This window comes from Arenibacter sp. F26102, assembly GCF_023015865.1.
GTDB lineage: Bacteria > Bacteroidota > Bacteroidia > Flavobacteriales > Flavobacteriaceae > Arenibacter.
The window spans coordinates 143,412-161,885 of sequence record NZ_JALKBC010000007.1 but is presented as its reverse complement, the minus strand read 5'-3'; the positions used below and the strand labels follow the sequence as shown (position 1 = coordinate 161,885).

Genomic DNA, 18,474 nt, shown 5'->3' with positions numbered 1-18,474 from the left:
TTGATCTCTATGAAAATTGTAATTTATTTTAGCCTTTGACTATCTTTTAGAAGTTGATCCCTTAAATTGGGGTAAGGCACATCCTGAACATTGGTATTGGCATCTATGGCAAGTGCTGCTGCCGTGGCCGCTGATTGTCCCAGGACCATAAATACCGGCTCCATCCGTATGGAACCAAAGGCGATGTGGGTTGAACTTACACAGATTGGAACAATAAGATTGTTGCATTCCTCCTTTTTGGGCACCAAGGACCTGTAGCTAATGGGGTAGGGCTTAAAGCCATGGGCCTCTACATTGCCCTCGTTCTGCACATACCCATTGGCATCCACATATCGCTGTACATTATGGGAATCCATGCCATAGGCCGCCAACCCAATGGCATCCTCCGCCACTATCAATGCCTCACAATTTTTTTGGGTCATTACATAATCGCTGATCATTCTCCTCGCCTCGCGGATATAAAGCTGTTGCTGCCACCCATCGGCCCTTTCAAATTCATCCTTGGAAGTGCCCCATCTGGAAGCCTCATCTCTTACCTCACTTGGAATTCTAGGATGATTTGCCAAAGTCCACATTAAACCCATTTGATAATCCCTATGATCTTCTATAATTTGCTTCCTCTCATCATAAGATGCTTCTGGATAATTATAATTTTTGCCTATATAATCTGTGGAGAACCCATTTTTATTATTTGAATCAGTTTTGCGATTAGGCATACTGGAATTTATTAATGGTAGTATATAACCACTATAATTATACATGTCAAGTACCGACCCTTTGCGAGCTTCATAATTTCTAAATAAAAGTTCATAATCCAATTCGTCATAATTTGCAGGTTTCTTAAATGGAATACGATTATCTGGATGGTCAGTTAAACACATTCTAAAACAATAGGCCTGTATCTTTTTATCGCCTTCCCCTTCGAGTCCAGGTTTTTCATTAACATTTGGCAATAGGCCAGATGATGGATCACCCTTTTTAACATAGGGATCCACCCCTGGGATAAGATTATGGTTAAAGGCATTTTTGGAAACAAATCCGGTCAGGGAGGTATTTATAATATTGGCCTGTACCCCGTTCAAGGTCTCCCCATATTCCGCGTTACTTTCCCTGCCCATGGCATAGGAAACGCCGGCCGAGGCCATTAGATCACCCTCATAAGTGGCATCCAGGTAAACCTTCCCCTTGTAGGTCCTGCCACTTTCCATGGTGATCGACTCTATTCTGCCATCTACTTTTTTAACCCCGGATTCCCTGTTCAGCCTTTCGTTGTAGACCATTTTAATCTTTTCCTTGTCCATCATGGACTTATAGACAGCAAGGGCTGCGGAGGGCTCAAAAGTCCACATGGTAGCCTCACCTTCCTCCGTACGGGTCTGTCCACTATCCATATATTCCGATTTTTCCTCCCATTTCCAGTTACTGGGATCATCGTAATATTTTTTGATGTTCTCATAGAACTCCCTGGAAATACCTCCAATGGCCTGCTTGTTACCAATATCGGTCTGGCCCAGACCCCCGGTTGTCAATCCTCCTATTCGGTTCGTGGGTTCTATTAGCACAACGGACTTTCCCATTCTGCTGCTTTGCAGGGCCGCAGCAACCCCAGCAGAAGTGCCCCCATAGATAACGATATCGTACTTCTTGGTTTGACCGTATGCTCCAAGGGTAATTAAACCTAACGACAAACACCCGACTAATTTTACAAAATAACTTTTTGCATTTCCTAAACGATCCACTCTAAATATTTTCAAATTTTAACTTTTATAGATTATACAATTATAATTTCCTTTTTAATGCTCTACTACCTAAAAAATCAGGGATTGGTCTTTGGGATCCATAGGCATAAAATTAACATCCAAGTACCCACCGCTGGCATTATCATCGGTTACTATTTGTGGTTTTCCCTTTATCGATTCTATTGAAAAACGGTGTATATGACCCGCAAAAATTCCTAATAGATTAGGAGCGGAAAACACCGCCTTATGAAAATCGAAGGTAGTTTTTGTATGTCCCTCTTCTGGCCACTTTAATCGTCCTTCCAGTTCAAAATTCCTATCGGAAGTAGCGCCCCAAACCGGATTTCCACATCCAAAACCAATGGACTTCCCAGGGGCGTACATGGGTATGTGCACCAATAGCACCATGGGAATACCGCTAGAAACTTGTTTTTTAAAAAAGGCCAATTGATCTTCATTTATTTGATAGGTGGAATTGTCGATGGCCACGAATCGGATTCCCTTTACATCATAAACCGCCATTAATGGATGATTTCCCTGATACAGAGGAAGCAGTCTATCTACAATCCATTTGTCCCTTAAACCTTCCAACGGCCCCTCCATACCCTCATAATGCCAATCATGATTGCCCGCAACATAAATATAAGGGATATTCACTTCTTCCAATTTGGCTTGTACCCACTCGATGGCAGCTTCGGATGGAAAACTAAAAATATCCCCGATTAGGGTAATTAAGTCGGCCTGTGACTCCTTAGCAAAATTTAAAGCAGCTTCAAATGCCAATTCAGGATTGGTTACTTCATCCGTTTTAAAGTGTTTGGTCTGATTATAGGCCTTGGCCATACGCCCACTATATTTTTTATACGGAACACCCCGATCATCGTCCCTAAACATATGGGTATCGGCGATATGAACAATCTTTATTGGCTCCTTAATGACATCCGAAAAAAATTGTAGCTTGTTTTCCTCTATAGTAACACAAAATTGAATTTCCTTTTCGGAGGTATTTGAAGCAGTTTCAATTGTTGAAAACTTGGTTAGTCCCAGTCCGAGTGATGCCGAGGCGGCATTTTTAAAAAATAATCGACGTTTCATTTTTTTGAAATGTTATTTTTTTACCATCCAGGAAAAGCAATTGCAATTGCCACAACCCGTATTTTATGGTTAAAATAACACAAATAACAATACCCCCAAATTTTAAAAGATCATAAAACTAAGTTCCCTGCGAGCTGCTTAAGGATAATCTCTGACAACTTTGCTTGAAATTTGGCATTGCTATGACGCACCTTTGAATTGATATAATTCAATTGGGCCGTCCTAAATTCAATGGTAGGGATTATTCCAATTCTATATTTTTCAACAGTAATCTCCAAATTCTCCTGTGCAATAGCCTCATTTTTACCTTCCAATTCAATAAGACTTATATTGGTGAGGTAAGTTTGATAGGTAGTATTCAACAAGGACATTAGTTCCTGTGTACGTTGGGCAATGGCCACTTCCGAGTTTTCAATCTCAATCTTCGCTATTTTCTCATTTCGATTTTGATTAAACCCGTCAAAAACATTTAGACTCGCACCAAAACCATAGGTCCATCCTCTAGAATTTGAATTGGTAGTAAAACCCAAACTGGATTCGGTGCGCCCAAAGTTATAGCCTGTATTGGCAAAAATTGTTGGGTAACGCAATGCCCTAGTTTGTTTCAATTCCAGTTCACTGATCTTTTTGTTGATCTGTTCCGCCTGAAGGGTCGGGTTTTCTTTAGCCACCAGAGTCTCAAGTTCGGGCAATTGCAGTGCTTGATCCACAAAAATTTCTGGCACTACCTCAAAATCGATTTTTAAATCACGTGCCAGATACTCGTTCAATTGAACCTTGGTATTAACATACAACTCCTTTTGCCGCTGCATCAAGGTTTCATCAGTATTTAGGTCCACCTGGGCGTTAAGTACCTCCAATTTTGAGGCCTTTCCAATGGTAAAACGGTTATAGGCCAGGTCAACCCTTTGTTCCGAGATAATAATGGTACTGTCCAAAGCCGTGAGTTGCTGTTTCTGCTGCACAAGATCAAAATAGGTAATCATAACCTCCCCTACCGTGTTAAGGATTACTTGTTTTAATTGGGCCTCTCCCAATTTCTGGGATTCTTTAAGCTGCTCATAATCGGCAAACATTTTTAAACCATCAAACAAGGTCCAATCCATGGCAATTCCGTAGTTGAGACTATTGTTCTTGGCATTGTCCCTTTCCACATTACTTCCATCCGATCGGGTCTGACTTAAATTTTGAATGCTATTATTATCGGTAAGGCCAAGCCCTACTTGAGGAAGCATCCCTGCATTGCCCATACTTACTGAAACCTCATCTATTTGCAGCTCATTGGCAGCAATCTTTATCTGATAGTTGTTCTCCAAGGCAATTTGGACCGCTTCTTCTACCTTAAGAATTTCCTGTCCAATAAGGAGGTTGGTTAAGGCAAAGAAAACAAATAGTATGGCGGCGCAATTATAGTTGTTCATTTTTAATAGGATTCTAGGGCTTTAAACTCAGGATGATGTTTTTTCTCCCTGGACCATAAGAAATACAATGCAGGGATAACAAATAATGTAAGTACCAATGAGAACATGGTCCCCCCAATAATTACGACTCCCATACCTATACGGCTTGTTGAGGCCGCACCTAAGGACAAGGCTATTGGCAAGGCTCCCAAGGCTATGGTTAGACTGGTCATTAAAATGGGTCTTAATCTGGATTCAGATGCTTTTAATACGGCCTCCAATTTAGACATTCCTTCCTCCCTAAGTTGATTGGCAAATTCCACTATTAAAATACCATTCTTGGTTACCAGTCCAATGAGCATTATGGTACCTATTTGGCTAAAGATATTCCAGGTCTGGCCAAAAAGCCATAGGGAAAACATTGCCCCGGCCACGGCCATGGGTACTGTTAAAATTATAATTAATGGGTCTATAAAACTTTCAAATTGGGCTGCCAATATCAGAAATATAAGAAGCAGGGCAAGACCAAAAGCAAACAGGGTATTGGAACTACTCTCCACAAAATCCCGGGATTCCCCTCCTAAATCCGTAGTAAAGCTTTCATCAAGTACTTTTTCCTTAATTTCTTCCATAGCAGCTATCCCGTCGCTAAGGCTCTTCCCTGGAGCCAGATTTGCAAAAACCGTTGCCGAGGTATATCTATTGTTGTGAAATAATTGTGGTGGGCTACTATGTTCCGATGTAGAAACGAGATTATCCAATTGAATTAGGAGACCATCTTTATTCTTTACAAATATGGAAGTAAGATCTAAAGGCGCGTCACGGTCCTTTTTATCAAATTGGCCAATAACCTGATATTGCCTACCGTTCCTTAAGAAATACCCAAAACGTTGCCCACTCAGGGATAATTGCAAGGTTTGGGCCACGTCCAATACAGAAACCCCCAAACTTTCGGCTTTTTCCCTATTTATGGTTACATAGAGTTCGGGTTTATCAAATTTCAGGTTTACATCGGTAAAGGAGAAAGTTTCATTTTTTTCGGCTTCCTGCATAAATTCAGGAATTTTTTCCTTCAGCTTTTGAAAATTCTGAGCTTGTATAATATATTGTATTGGCGCTCCTCCACGGCGATTTACCGCGATAGTTGGCCTCTCCGATACATTGGATTTACCACCAACATAAGATTTTGCCCATCTCCCAAGATCGTCTGCAATTTCCTTTTGTGACCGCTCCCTCTCATTTGGTTCTACCAGCGCAACATTTGCACGACCACTATTCACCGAAGAAGTGGTACCGAAGCCCGGGGAGGTAAGTACCAAACTTACCTTTTTTTCCGGGATAGAATCGTTGATCAGGTTTGTAATATCATCCATTAAACGATCCATATATTCGTAGGAAGAACCCTCCGGTGCTGTAACGCTCAAGCGTATAAAACTACGATCGTCATAGGGTGCCGTTTCTTTTTGAAGCAGACCGTAGAAAAGGACAATAAGCCCTATACATGCCAGTAATATTGGGAAACTCATCCATTTCCTTTTCATAAAAACACCTAATGCACTGGCATAGGATTCATTCATTTTCACAAAATAGCGCTCCGTGAAATTATAAAATTTGGAATGGCTCTGCTTTCCTGGCTTAATTAGATAAGCGTTAAGCATTGGGGTCAAGGTGAGCGAGACAAAAGCGGACACCAGCACCGCCGAACCCAGGACGACTCCAAATTCCCTGAACAAACGGCCCACAAAACCCTCTAGGAATATTACTGGGAGAAAAACCGCCGCAAGGGTAATGGATATGGATATCACTGCAAAGAAAATCTCGTTGGAACCCTTTATGGCGGCCTCGATCGGGCTCATCCCGGCCTCCACCTTCCTATAGATATTTTCGGTGACCACAATTCCGTCATCCACAACAAGACCCGTTGCCAGAACGATGGCCAAAAGGGTAAGGACATTGATAGAAAACCCGAACAACCACATAACAAAGAATGTGGCTATCAATGATACCGGTATATCTATCAACGGACGCATGGCCATTGACCAGTTTCTAAAAAATAGATATATGACCAATATTACCAGGATAATAGATATCAATAAGGTTTCCGCTACTTCCGTAACCGCCTTTCTTACAAAAACGGTATCATCTATTACAATGTTTAATTTAAACCCTTCGGGCAGATCCTTTTTCAGCTTTTCATATTCCAGATAGAATCTATCGGCAATTTCAAGATAATTGGTACCTGGTTGCGGTATAACGGCAATGGCGACCATAGGCTGACCAGAATCGCTCATCTTGGTCTCCATATTCTCCCCTTCCAAAGAAGCCTTGCCAATATCGCTTAGGCGTACCAATTTTTCGCCATCGGCCCTGATTATAATATTGTTGAAACCTTCCTCCGAATCAAGGTTACCAATGGTCTTAACCGTTATTTCGGTATTATCACCCGTTAATTTCCCCGAAGGCAACTCCACATTCTGCGCCAACATTGCACTACGTACTTCCGCCACGGTCAATCCATAGGATGCCAATTTAAAAGGGTCTATCCACAAGCGCATAGCATACCTTCGTTGACCCCATATCTGAACACTACTTACCCCAGGTATGGTCTCTATCCTTTGGGATATCACATTTTCGGCATAATCCGAAAGCTCCAGTATATTTTTACTATCGCTCTGAATGGTCATGGAAAGTATCCTATCCGCGTCGGCATCGGATTTTGAAACTACCGGAGGGGCATCTAGATCATCTGGCAAACTTCTTACCGCCTGTGATACCTTATCACGAACATCGTTGGCTGCGTCTTCTAAATTTTTATCAAGATTAAACTCTATACTTATGGAACTAGATCCCTGAATACTGGAAGAAGTTATGTTCCTAATTCCATCAATGGAATTTATAGCCTTCTCCAAGGGTTCTGTAATCTGGGATTCAATAATATCGGCATTGGCCCCCGAATAATTAGTACGTACAGAAACTTGGGCCGGATCTATGGACGGAAATTCACGAACTCCCAAATAGGTAAAGCCAATAATTCCAAATAAAATTATGGCCAAATTCATTACAATGGTAAGTACAGGTCGCTTAATACTTAATGTTGATAAACTCATTGTTCCGCAGTAAGAGATTCAGTTTCCTTTAATAACACCTTTACCGGAGTACCATCCTTTAAAGCCATAACCCCATAGGTAAGTACAGTATCCCCAACCTTTAATCCAGAAACGACCCGCACGGAACTTCCTGTACGAGCACCAATTTCTACATCTATCTCCTTGGCCTTGCCATTCTCAACGATAAAGATTTTTTTACCATTCTGAACAGGAATCAAAGATTCACTGGGCACCAATAAGGCGTCGTTGACCGTTTCCAGAGGTAATATTACATTGGCAAAAGCACCAGGGAAAAGCCTACCCCCGGGGTTTTCGGCCGTTGCCCTCATTTTCAAGGTCCTAGTGGCAACCTCCACTTCTGGTTCAATTGCATATATTTTTGCTCTGTATTCCTCCTTGGAATCGGCCGTGGTAAAGGTAAAGGATGTACCTACTTTAATCTGGGCGGCATATTTCTCTGGAATTGAAAAAGTAATCTTTAGTTGATCTGTATTCACCAACTTAGCCACGGCCGTAGCCGGACTAACATAGGTCCCTTTTGAAATGGAACGAAGCCCAATAATACCAGAAAATGGGGCACGGACAGTTGCCTTTGATAATTGGGCGGCTATTAATTCCGATTCTGCACTGGCCGATTGAAAATCGGCACTAGCAATGTCATATTCCTCTTGACTGATGGCCTGCTTTTCCAATAGAAGTTTTGCCCTTCTTTCATTTTCGGCAGCCAGCTTCTGGGCGGTCCTTACTTTTGACAATTGCGCCTGCAATTCAATATCGTTCACCCTGAACAAAACCTGGCCTTGGGCGACCTTACTACCCTCCATGAAATTTATACTTTCAACCACACCAGATACCTCACTTCGTATTTCTATTTGCTCGTTTGCTTCCAAGGTACCTGAAAGGGAAATATTATCATTAAATTCCTGTGGACGAAGAATCATGCCAGAAACAATTGGGACTTTACTGGTGTTTGCAGAACTTCCTGATTTACCCGCTTCACTATTTTGCAAAATACGATAGGTTATCAAGCCTCCCAATCCAATTAGTAATAAAGTATAAACGATGTATTTTATTTTCATAATTTTTGGAGATAGCAACCAATAATAAAAACATTAACAAGACTCTAACAAATCTAATTCTTATGACCTATTTTTAAGAATAGTTAAACTTTATTTAACAGTGATTAACATAAAACCAAATATTTACCCCGTATGATTAAGATAAAACCAAAAAAACACAAGGTTTCTTGAAGATTTTTAGTCAAATTTATCTCCAATTTAAAATATAAAAAGCCATATAAAGGTTTGGAAGGAAATAATTTAATTGATCCTGCCAAGAATTACAGTTGTACAAATCTTGATTATTCCTAGGTACTTAGTGAAGTCTAACCCTAATATTATAGTTACCAGATGGATTTTATGGGGCGTATTGTAAATGTATCCAATTTCAATTCCACATCACCGGGATTGGAAATCATCAAATTCCGGTAAAATTCGTTGGGAAAGATCTGGGCGGTCATCACATATTGACCATGGTTTATAAAAATCTCTACAGAAGACCAATCCATCAGGATTCTTACTTCATATTCCCCATTAGGCAAATCAGGGATCGGCATGGTCTGAACATTTTTAGCAAAATCCTCATCAAAGGTTGTTTTTCCAGAATTGGACCTATCCAAAATAAATTGTTGGGCCTCACCGTCCAAAATCAAATTTAAATGCTCTCCCAAACTGTTATTGAAATCCAGTTTGAATTGCTGTGAGCTAGTTTTAAATTTCAATTCAGACCGATTAAAATGATCAAAAGTCAATGATTTATCCAATTCTGGACCTAAGGTGATGTCTTCTGAAGAACCAGGAACCCTAATCTCCTCCAAACTTTCCAACGGGTAATTAACCAATTCAAACTTGTCATTTATCCGATGTAGGGAAAGTTTTCTGGGCAGCGTCATTGCACTACGCCATTTTTCGGTGGGTGTTTCCTGGGCATAGGCCCAATTACTCATCCAACCAATAAATACTCTTTCATTATTGGGCACATTGTTATAGGTTACCCCGGCATAGTTATCGGTGCCCCAATCAATCCATTTATGCTCCTTTTGATCGCTTTTAAAGGTTGTGCCATCAAAATCACCTACAAAATATTGGGTACCACTGCCTCCATTGGGCGCCCCTGGGTTGATACTTATCAAAAGCACCCATTTTTCCATGTCCGTACCTTCCACTTTTAACGGAAACATATCCGGACATTCCCAAACACCACCGTGTGCCCCCTGATTCTTTCCAAACTCGCTTACCTTATCCCAGTCTTTCAGGTCTGGGGATTGCCATATTTGAAGATGGTCCCCCGCAACCAATAACATTGTCCAACTATTGGTTTTATCATTCCAAAAGACTTTGGGATCTCTAAAATCCCTTATTCCTTCGTTTTTTACAACGGGATTGCCTTCATATTTAACCCAAGTAACCCCATTGTCCAAACTATAGGCAATCCCTTGGGTCTGGAAGTCATCTTTTCCCGCTTTTTCACCTACCACATCGTGATAAGTGAAAATAGCCACCAACGGCGGGTTATCCACAGTTCCAAATCCCGAGGAATTATTAGTATCCACAACGGCACTTCCCGAAAAAATATAGCCGTGTTCATCAGGAAATAACGCTATGGGTTTATTTTCCCAATACACCATATTCTTACTTATTGCGTGACCCCAATGCATGGGCCCCCAAACAATATCCTCTGGATAATATTGATAAAAAAGATGGTACACGCCCTGGTGATAGACCAATCCATTGGGGTCGTTCATCCATTTTTCCGGTGGCGTAAAATGAAATTGGGGGCGATGGGTTTCCTGATAGAGGCCAAGTTCGGTATCAACACTTTGAACCGGCCCTACTTTTTTCTCTTCCTTGCACGACAAAAGTGCCAATCCCAAAACAATCCAAAACAACTTCATATCGAATTTTTTTTAAAGCTTCATATTCATTAAAAATAACGAATAAATGCCCATACCAAAAATATCACTGAACGATTTTGTCCCCAGAGCTCAATAATAATAGTCCGTTTCATATCCTTCTCTAATAATAAATGGGCATTACTATTCGAAGTTAGAATAATGCCAAAACTGATTTATGTCATATGAATTCATGTAAATACTTAATAACTTATGTATTAAAATACTGTGTCATGGAACGGAAAAAAAATCCAAGGGCAGATTTAAACAAACAAAGTGGACTTTTCTTTGTAATAGGCCTAACACTAGTACTCCTTCTTGTTTGGGGGGCGTTGGAGTTAAAAACGTACCCCAAAGAAAAAGCAGTCATCGAGCAGTTGACGGTAACTGATTATTTGGAGGAAAAAGTGCCTGTCACTGAAGCATTAAATGTACCTCCCCCACCTCCACCTCCAGCGGCACCAGAAGTCATTGAAATAGTTGAAGATGTTGCTGAAATTGAAGAAACGGTGATTCAAAGCACCGAAATCAACCAGGAAACAGTAGTCGAAGAGGCCACACTTAAAGTAGAAGATATCGCCGTGGTGGAAGAGGAAGAGGAAGATATTGAAGTCCCCTTTGCCGTAATAGAAAACGTACCTGTTTTTCCCGGGTGCAATGAAACCAACAATGAAGCCCAGAAAGCCTGCTTTCAGAAAAAAATTCAGGAACATATCATGAAACAGTTTACCTATCCCGATGTAGCCGTTGAATTGGGAATTGAAGGCAAGGTTTATGTGCAATTTATCATAGATAATACCGGCCATATTACCAATATAAGAACTAGGGGTCCTGATAAATTATTGGAAAAAGAAGCCAACCGTATTATAGCGGCTTTACCCCAAATGACGCCTGGAAAACAACGAGGCAGGGCCGTAAAGGTTCCCTATACCATTCCCATTACTTTCAGGCTACAGTAGTTTCTGGTCCAAGGCAGCTATTTAGATTGGACAAGTAACTCCCACAAATTCACTATTCGGGTTCAAAAACCGAATCCGAAACCTATTTGTACCATATTGCCCTCTACGGAATTAAAGTATCCTACATTGAAAGACAGAAAATTAAATCCACTGATCCACAGACCCCCACCTTGTGATGTATGCCAACGATTACTGGAATCGTTACGCTCCCACACCCTACCATAATCAAAACCACCAAAAACGCCCAAGGTTACAGGTGCTACTGCAGTGGCATATTTCTTAATCCTAAATCTAAGGTCTGATGTCTGATAAAAATAAGAGTGACCGGCAAATCTCTCATCCCGAAACCCACGAAGTCCGTTAGTTCCTCCGAGGGTAGGTGCATGGTAAAAAAAGTAATCGCCTCCGCCAATATTCGTCTTATATTCGGCTGTTGTACCCAGAACCACGTCTCCTGACGGAATAAGCTTATGACTCATTCCCGCTTTAAATGCGAAATATCCAAATTGATTATCCGCCATTTGAGTATTTAATTTGTAACCAACGGTTAAGCCCAAATAAAGTGCCTTGGTAGGAAAATCATCGGCATCGTCGTTTTTGTAATATGCGGAGGTCTCCGCACCCACATAATTCTGGGATTCAAAAATCTGTGGATTCAGATTGGAGGGAACAAAAAAGCGATCTTCCAACTCCTTTAACTTAAAGGATTCAAATAAGGCCTTTATCTTCAACGTGTGATAAGCAATACCTGCGTTAAGTTGGATTTTTTGCATCCTGGCACGATAATAATCCCGACCCAAATCATCTTCGAGATTAAAGGTTTCATTTCCGATACCAAAATAATTATTGGAAAACCTATTGGTAGCGTAATATCCGTCCAATTCAAAATTCCATTTGGGAATTATATTGGCATAAACCCCTTGATAAGAAAGCTCCAATGCCTTAAACAGGAAGTAATAATTTGCCCCTACGATATGTTTCTGTCTAAAATCATGTCCGTTGAATCCCCGATTTAAATAGGTGTTTTTAGCCCCTATATAAAAGCCGTCATCGGTTCTAAACCCTATTGCCGGAAGAAAAACATTGCTGTTCTGCTCTAAAAAGCGCCAATGAAAAGTATTGGTCTCATAAACATCGGTAAGCTGATGCCTCGGTTTCTTTTCTTCGAACTTAATTTCCTCGTGCTTCCAATCATAGACTTTTAAGCTTTTACTATTTGTAATGTTATAAGTTTCCTTACCGTAGCCACCAACCAATCGTATAAATATTTCGTTGTCTCCTTCACCGGAAACTTCAAATACATCATCATCTCCAAGACCATAAATCCATATCTCCTTGGTTTTTTTACTCTCAAATGTCCGTTCGAACATCAGTTCATTAGTTTTATCGCTCAACAACCTTCTGAGAACTACCTTGGTCTTACCTTCCGGCAGTCTGGTAATTACAACTTGATCATCCTTTTCTGTACCGTGCAGGGTCACTATATTGTCCAAATAATCCGCATATTGTTTTGCGTATTTAGGCAGATTGGCCAGCCTCAATTTTAAATTTTCTTTGATGGCATTGGCAGTACTGTCTTGCACCTCCGTGGGTAATTTTATAAATGCCGCGTCTATTTCCTCTTCTGAAAGTTTATCTTGAATAAACCGGGCCTCATCCTCCCACACCTTGGCATCATACTGGGTCAACAACGCACGATCTAACCTGTTCCCTCCTATATTCAACCATTTTACGTCATTAATTTCTGGACCATATGATTGCCAGCGACGTGCATCCGGGACAAAAAGCTTAATAGCTTTCATGGCGAAACCGTCAAATTTGGGAAAGGCGTTGTCCCTGTCCCTAGGAATAGGTAAAAATTCCTTATCGCCATCCTTTTTCTCATATTCAGCCCAACGCCATTGATCTTGGTGCCTATCCCAATCCCCTATGAGCATATCAAAAATACGGGCTCTTATAAAATCCCTTTGGTCTATAGTATAGGATTCATCACCACTAATTTTTTCCAATATGTCCGTAGTACTCTCCATCTCCTTCATTTTTCCAGACTCATCGATAGTCCGCCTATAACCTTTAAAATTTGTTTGTTCGTCCGAAGGGCGCTCTTCAACAAAATAGAGTTCATTCCCAAATTGCTCATTTAGGTCGCCGAGACGTTCCTGTTTAGGGATATAAAAAAGACTTGGACTGGAATGGTTGACGTTTACCGCCCGAGCCAAAGGATTTATGACCAATTGCATATACGGATGCGCTGTGGTAAAGAAATCCGATATTACTTCTTCTGTCCAAGTATCCTTATAGTCATTTTCTTCGAAGGCAATTCCTTTAACTTTAAACTTAAGGAACTTCAGTGCATTTTTACGAAGGGAACGCATTGAAAATTCCTTACCGTTATTATCTTCCAAACGAATGGAGTAAGATTGATGGCCCCCACCTTCCTTGGTTACCTTTAACCCTCCATAAAGTGTATCCAAATAAGCTATAGGGGCGGTCACCGATGTGCCAAAATAGTTTCTATACCGTTCTCCCCATAAAAACTTATAGAAGCCCGATCTGTTCAATTCCTCCTTATCATCGGTAACTGCATCCTTCATGGTTCTATCGGTAATTAAAGGAAAATTATGTGGCGTACTTTCTTTGTCCAATTTCGGAAGTATGTTTATAGTGTTCTCATCATCTCCCTCACTTATAAAAGTGACTTTTGACGAGCCATCCTTGAAATATTCCAGTTTAGCGAACCCTTTTGCACCATGGGTGTATTTGCCTTCAAAATCCAACGACCCCCCAATGGTGGTAATTTTATCCGCACCCAATTTAGTCGGTGTTTTTTGAAAAAGGGATCCACCGATCACCTGATGTATGCCGCCACCTGTGAGATATTGCAAACTCTCTTCATGACCGGAAACAATAGTAATCCTATCGGAAGCTTTGGCTAAAGCGCTAACCAGGATCCTAAGGTAATTGTAACGTCTCGAATTCAAAAGCTCTGGAGAAAAAGCACCTAAATCCGCAATACCATTCATAACTGTTCCCAGAACTGGTATAGGGGTTATATGGCTTTTAAAACTTTCCATTCCCGCATATTTACCATTACTAAATATAGGGTGGTGCATGGCAATTACGATATTTTTATCCTGGCCATCGTTGATATAACCTTCCAATTCCTCAAGAAACCTTCTTCTAGTATTAATATCGGTACACTTTTTATTTATGTCCTTTACACGTGACCAATTGGAGATGAACCACTTGGAATCCAACACAATTATATCTAGTTTATCATTGATCTCAATATGCTCTAATGGGCACGCATTCTCTGGATAAAAACTGATTTTATCCTTTTCCAAATCCTTGATATAATCCTCTATTTTTTCAACCTTATCGGAATCGAAATCCTTCCATTCATTATTACCCGGAAGAAAAATGGTTTTCCCCATAAAATTGTCCAACAGTTTAATCTGCTCATCCAACAAGTCTTTGTCCGTGCTCCAAGCTCCTTCCTTTTCAGATATATTATCTCCCGTGAAAAATAGGGTACTTTCCTCCGGTGCACTTTCGAGTGCAGAAGCAAGAAGATTCTGTGTTCCTCCAGATTCACCCTTTCCTTTATTTCCGAACCCTCCGGCAATATAAATCGTATGCAAAATATCTTTAGTGTCAGACGAGGGTAACTGTACCGGAACCGATTCTGCAAATTGGGGGGAATAGGTAGCACATGCATTAATAAAGAAAGCAATGAATATGTAATATACTACTTTGATGTATTGTTGTGGATTCATCTTTTAAGAGCTAAGGTTAGTTGGTTTAAACACCCCTAATAGGTTGTGGTTCATGCACCATTAGGCACTAATCCACATCGCTACTTCAACTTTCCTATAGGGTCAATTTTCAAAAATAACCCCGGATAAAATAAGTCCGGCAAGGATAATTAACAGGACAGCGGTAATAATTGCGGCCCCTATTTTAGTCTTTTTATTGTCCTGAAAAATATAATTATCCCTAGGATCATTTTCGTCTTTTAAGATTTGGGTGTTTTCTTCCCCTTGTTTTCTGGTCATATTCCTGTTTTTTTTTGAATACTCCAAAATACATCGCCTTAACAGCAGCACTTAATGCAATCGGCAAAAATGTTAACTCTTTTATCCGGAACTGATAAAAATTGAATTTGGTATTAAAAAAGTACTGAAACCTACCAACCATGAATTAATCCAAGTCGCATCCAAACGTAGCAGTAGCATTAGTTATGGAATGATATTGGCATTAGCACCAAAAACCCTCCCGATAAGATTTCGGGATGGTATTTTACCATACACAAACTACTATGAACAGGAGATTTCACCTCTTCTAAGTAAGAGGAGAAGGAAAATCCCCGAAGTCTAGTTTCGGGGAAATTATGGACCAAAGTATTTATTGAATCACTAGTACAAAATAATTCTTCTTCCCACGCTGTAACAAAACAAATCTATTATTTATAAGGTCTTCAGTGGTTATGATATAATCTTCCTTGACCTTTTCCTTGTTTACGGAAATGGAATTTTGTTTCAATTCGCGTCTAGCTTCCCCATTAGACCCTAAAAAGCCGGTTTTTGCAGCCAAGGCCGCAATCATATCCAGTCCATCTTCTATATCTTCCTTGGAAACCTCAGCCTGTGGCACACCCTCAAAAACATCTAAAAATGTCTTTTCGTTTAGTTTTTTCAAGTCCTTGGAGGTCGATTTTCCAAATAGGATATCACTGGCCTTAATAGCGTTGTCCAAATCTTCCTGTGAGTGCACCATTACGGTGACCTCATCTGCCAAACGCTTCTGAAGAACCCTTAAATGTGGAGCCTCTTGATGCGTTTTTACCAAATTTTCTATTTCCTGTTTCGGTAAAAAAGTAAAGATCTTAATATATTTTTCCGCATCCTCATCCGAGGTGTTAAGCCAATATTGATAAAATTTATAGGGCGATGTTCTTTCCGAATCCAACCATATATTACCCCCTTCGGATTTCCCAAATTTGGTGCCATCGGCCTTTGTAATCAAAGGACAGGTAAGGGCAAATCCCTTTCCGCTGCCTATTCTACGAATTAGTTCGGTACCGGTAGTAATATTCCCCCATTGATCGCTACCACCCATTTGAAGGGTACAGTTATATTCCCTATAAAGATGTAAAAAATCATATCCCTGCACCAATTGATAGGTGAACTCCGTAAAGGACATCCCTTCTTTGGCTTCGGCCGACAAGCGTTTTTTAACCGAATCCTTGGCCATCATATAATTTACGGTAATGTGTTTCCCAACATCCCGTATGAATTCCAAAAAGGAGAAATTCTTCATCCAATCATAGTTGTTTACCAAGACCGCACTGTTGTCCTTTCCACTGTTAAAATCCAAAAAACGGGAAAGTTGTGCTTTTATAGCTGCCTGATTATGAGCCAAAGTAGCCTCATCCAACAAATTACGCTCTGTAGATTTTCCTGAAGGATCACCGATCATTCCGGTTGCCCCGCCGATCAAGGCATAAGGTTTGTGCCCTGCCAATTGAAAATGGCGAAGCATCATAACCCCAACCAAATGCCCAATATGAAGAGAATCTGCTGTGGGGTCTATTCCAACATAAGCGGATTGCATTCCACTTAACAAATGTTCTTCCGTCCCGGGCATTGCATCGTGCAACATTCCTCTCCAAGTTAATTCTTCTACAAAGTTTATAGTCATGCCTTAAATATTCTAATTCAATAATAGCTGCAAATATAAAATAAATAGGTAGCTTAAGTCCTGATGAAAACGGAATAAATTGGAGTCAATTGAGTAAATTTGCGCCATGATTTTAGTCACAGGCGGTACTGGTTTGGTAGGAGCGCACCTTCTTTTGCACTTATTGCAAACGGATGTCCCGGTCAAAGCCATTCATAGAAAAAAGAGCAACCTAAAGGAAGTGGAAGAAGTTTTCGGTTATTATACCGACAAATCCCAAGAACTTTTTGAAAAAATCTCATGGATAGAGGCTGACCTCAACGACCTCCCGGCGCTGGAAATCGCTTTTGAAGACGTTACCCATGTTTATCATTGTGCGGCCTTAATTTCATTTGACCCCAATGATTACGAACTCTTGCGCACGGTAAATATTGAAGGCACAAAGAATATTGTAAATCTCTGTATTGCCAATGGTGTAAAAAAATTGTGTCACATAAGTTCTATAGGCGCTATTGGGAGAACTCTGGACAAGCAAGAGGCTACAGAGGAAACCGAATGGAATTCCCAGCAGAGCAATGTCTATGCCTTAACCAAGATGGATGCCGAATTGGAAGTTTGGAGAGGTGCCCAAGAAGGTCTTCCTGTTATCATTATAAATCCTGGGGTTATTTTGGGCCCTGGTTTTTGGAATACAGGTACCGGAATTTTGTTTAAAACGGCTTATAAAGCACGTAAATACTATCCACCTGGAGGAACAGGTTTTGTTACCGTAAGTGATGTGGTAAAAATAATGACCCAATTAATGGAGTCTACCATAACCAACGAAAAATTTATCGTGGTGGCCGATCAACTTTCTTATAAAGAAATTCTTCATAAAATTACAAAGGCCTTTGGCAAACCAAGTCCCAATAGGGAACTTAAATTTTGGGAATTGGAAATCCTTTGGCGGCTGGATTGGCTAAGAAATATCCTTTGGAATAGCGGAAGAAAACTCACCAAGATTTCGGTATCCTCTTTACGAAAAAACCAAAAGTTCAATAATAGCAAAATCCAAAAACAATTAGGATACTCCTTTGAGGACTTGGACGACACCATTGAAATGTCCTGCCGCAAATTTATTGAACGGAATCCTTAGTATTTACTTGCTTTTTTTTCGAATTTGGATTCAATTTTTCTTTGGCCTCCTTTAAGGAATCCTGCTTCTGCTGCCTTTCCTCTTCAAAAAACTTCTCATCCTCCTCCAATTTCTCCTTCACTTCGGTATAAATAGACTCGTACACAGTAGGTATAGACGCATAATAGGTATCGCTACCTACAAATTGCACGCTATCGATCCCATATTTGGTATAAATATACTCCATAGGTTCAATCTCATATTCATTTAAAATGCTTTCATTAATTATCTTGCCTGCATTTAATAGGGATATGTCATATAATATGGTGGCCATTTTATCCTCTGGAATAAGATTTTCCGGTTTTTCTACCACTTTCTCATTACAGGAAAACAACAAACCTATAAAAACGGGAACGATATATTTTACCATT

General features: G+C 40.3%; 12 protein-coding genes. 2 read left to right on the top strand and 10 right to left on the bottom strand.

Annotated features, from left to right (window positions below):
- Positions 1 to 23: 23 nt before the first annotated feature.
- From MWU78_RS12065 to MWU78_RS12040, 6 genes are all read right to left on the bottom strand, one after another.
- Positions 24 to 1,754 carry an FAD-dependent oxidoreductase gene (locus tag MWU78_RS12065; protein WP_246998044.1) on the bottom strand — a complete coding sequence of 577 codons (1,731 nt, stop codon included), beginning with the start codon at positions 1,752 to 1,754 and terminating at the stop codon, positions 24 to 26.
- Positions 1,755 to 1,808: 54 nt separating this feature from the next.
- Positions 1,809 to 2,834, bottom strand: a complete 1,026-nt coding sequence (locus MWU78_RS12060; protein ID WP_246998042.1) for a metallophosphoesterase — start codon at positions 2,832 to 2,834, stop codon at positions 1,809 to 1,811.
- A 110-nt stretch (positions 2,835 to 2,944) separates the two neighbouring features.
- Entirely contained in the window at positions 2,945 to 4,255 is a 1,311-nt protein-coding gene (locus MWU78_RS12055; protein ID WP_246998040.1) for a TolC family protein, read from the bottom strand.
- Between the two features lie 2 nt (positions 4,256 to 4,257).
- Positions 4,258 to 7,341 (bottom strand): efflux RND transporter permease subunit, encoded by a 3,084-nt coding sequence (locus MWU78_RS12050; protein ID WP_246998038.1) that lies wholly within the window; start codon positions 7,339 to 7,341, stop codon positions 4,258 to 4,260.
- Positions 7,338 to 8,420, bottom strand: coding sequence for an efflux RND transporter periplasmic adaptor subunit (locus tag MWU78_RS12045; RefSeq protein WP_246998036.1), 1,083 nt, complete (start codon positions 8,418 to 8,420; stop codon positions 7,338 to 7,340). Before MWU78_RS12045 ends, MWU78_RS12050 begins: the two co-directional genes overlap by 4 nt.
- A gap of 323 nt (positions 8,421 to 8,743) precedes the next feature.
- Positions 8,744 to 10,294, bottom strand: a complete 1,551-nt coding sequence (locus tag MWU78_RS12040; protein ID WP_246998034.1) for a glycoside hydrolase family 32 protein — start codon at positions 10,292 to 10,294, stop codon at positions 8,744 to 8,746.
- Between the two features lie 230 nt (positions 10,295 to 10,524).
- On the opposite strand from MWU78_RS12040, the gene MWU78_RS12035 reads away from it, so the two are divergent.
- A complete protein-coding gene (locus tag MWU78_RS12035; RefSeq protein ID WP_246998032.1) occupies positions 10,525 to 11,250 on the top strand; it encodes an energy transducer TonB in 726 nt (241 codons plus the stop codon).
- Between the two features lie 62 nt (positions 11,251 to 11,312).
- On the opposite strand, the gene MWU78_RS12030 is transcribed toward MWU78_RS12035, so the two are convergent.
- From MWU78_RS12030 to tyrS, 3 genes are all read right to left on the bottom strand, one after another.
- Positions 11,313 to 15,026, bottom strand: coding sequence for a hypothetical protein (locus tag MWU78_RS12030; RefSeq protein WP_246998030.1), 3,714 nt, complete (start codon positions 15,024 to 15,026; stop codon positions 11,313 to 11,315).
- Positions 15,027 to 15,128: 102 nt separating this feature from the next.
- The gene (locus tag MWU78_RS12025) at positions 15,129 to 15,305 is read right to left on the bottom strand and encodes a hypothetical protein (RefSeq protein ID WP_246998028.1); all 177 of its coding nucleotides are present in this window, start codon (positions 15,303 to 15,305) and stop codon (positions 15,129 to 15,131) included.
- A gap of 349 nt (positions 15,306 to 15,654) precedes the next feature.
- The gene (gene tyrS / locus MWU78_RS12020) at positions 15,655 to 16,950 is read right to left on the bottom strand and encodes a tyrosine--tRNA ligase (RefSeq protein ID WP_246998026.1); all 1,296 of its coding nucleotides are present in this window, start codon (positions 16,948 to 16,950) and stop codon (positions 15,655 to 15,657) included.
- A 106-nt stretch (positions 16,951 to 17,056) separates the two neighbouring features.
- Here tyrS and MWU78_RS12015 point away from each other — a divergent pair, with 106 nt between their 5' ends.
- Positions 17,057 to 18,064 carry an NAD-dependent epimerase/dehydratase family protein gene (locus MWU78_RS12015; protein ID WP_246998024.1) on the top strand — a complete coding sequence of 336 codons (1,008 nt, stop codon included), beginning with the start codon at positions 17,057 to 17,059 and terminating at the stop codon, positions 18,062 to 18,064.
- Here MWU78_RS12015 and MWU78_RS12010 read toward each other — a convergent pair.
- Positions 18,045 to 18,473, bottom strand: coding sequence for a DUF4296 domain-containing protein (locus tag MWU78_RS12010; protein ID WP_246998022.1), 429 nt, complete (start codon positions 18,471 to 18,473; stop codon positions 18,045 to 18,047). The genes MWU78_RS12015 and MWU78_RS12010 overlap by 20 nt on opposite strands.
- Between the last annotated feature and the right edge of the window lies 1 nt (position 18,474).

Coding starts and splice junctions, on each gene's coding strand:
- MWU78_RS12060 (WP_246998042.1), bottom strand. CDS start 2,834: ATGAAACGTCGATTATTTTTTAAAAATGCCGCCTCGGCATCACTCGGA.
- MWU78_RS12055 (WP_246998040.1), bottom strand. CDS start 4,255: ATGAACAACTATAATTGCGCCGCCATACTATTTGTTTTCTTTGCCTTA.
- MWU78_RS12050 (WP_246998038.1), bottom strand. CDS start 7,341: ATGAGTTTATCAACATTAAGTATTAAGCGACCTGTACTTACCATTGTA.
- MWU78_RS12045 (WP_246998036.1), bottom strand. CDS start 8,420: ATGAAAATAAAATACATCGTTTATACTTTATTACTAATTGGATTGGGA.
- MWU78_RS12040 (WP_246998034.1), bottom strand. CDS start 10,294: ATGAAGTTGTTTTGGATTGTTTTGGGATTGGCACTTTTGTCGTGCAAG.
- MWU78_RS12035 (WP_246998032.1), top strand. CDS start 10,525: ATGGAACGGAAAAAAAATCCAAGGGCAGATTTAAACAAACAAAGTGGA.
- MWU78_RS12030 (WP_246998030.1), bottom strand. CDS start 15,026: ATGAATCCACAACAATACATCAAAGTAGTATATTACATATTCATTGCT.
- MWU78_RS12025 (WP_246998028.1), bottom strand. CDS start 15,305: ATGACCAGAAAACAAGGGGAAGAAAACACCCAAATCTTAAAAGACGAA.
- tyrS (WP_246998026.1), bottom strand. CDS start 16,950: ATGACTATAAACTTTGTAGAAGAATTAACTTGGAGAGGAATGTTGCAC.
- MWU78_RS12015 (WP_246998024.1), top strand. CDS start 17,057: ATGATTTTAGTCACAGGCGGTACTGGTTTGGTAGGAGCGCACCTTCTT.
- MWU78_RS12010 (WP_246998022.1), bottom strand. CDS start 18,473: ATGGTAAAATATATCGTTCCCGTTTTTATAGGTTTGTTGTTTTCCTGT.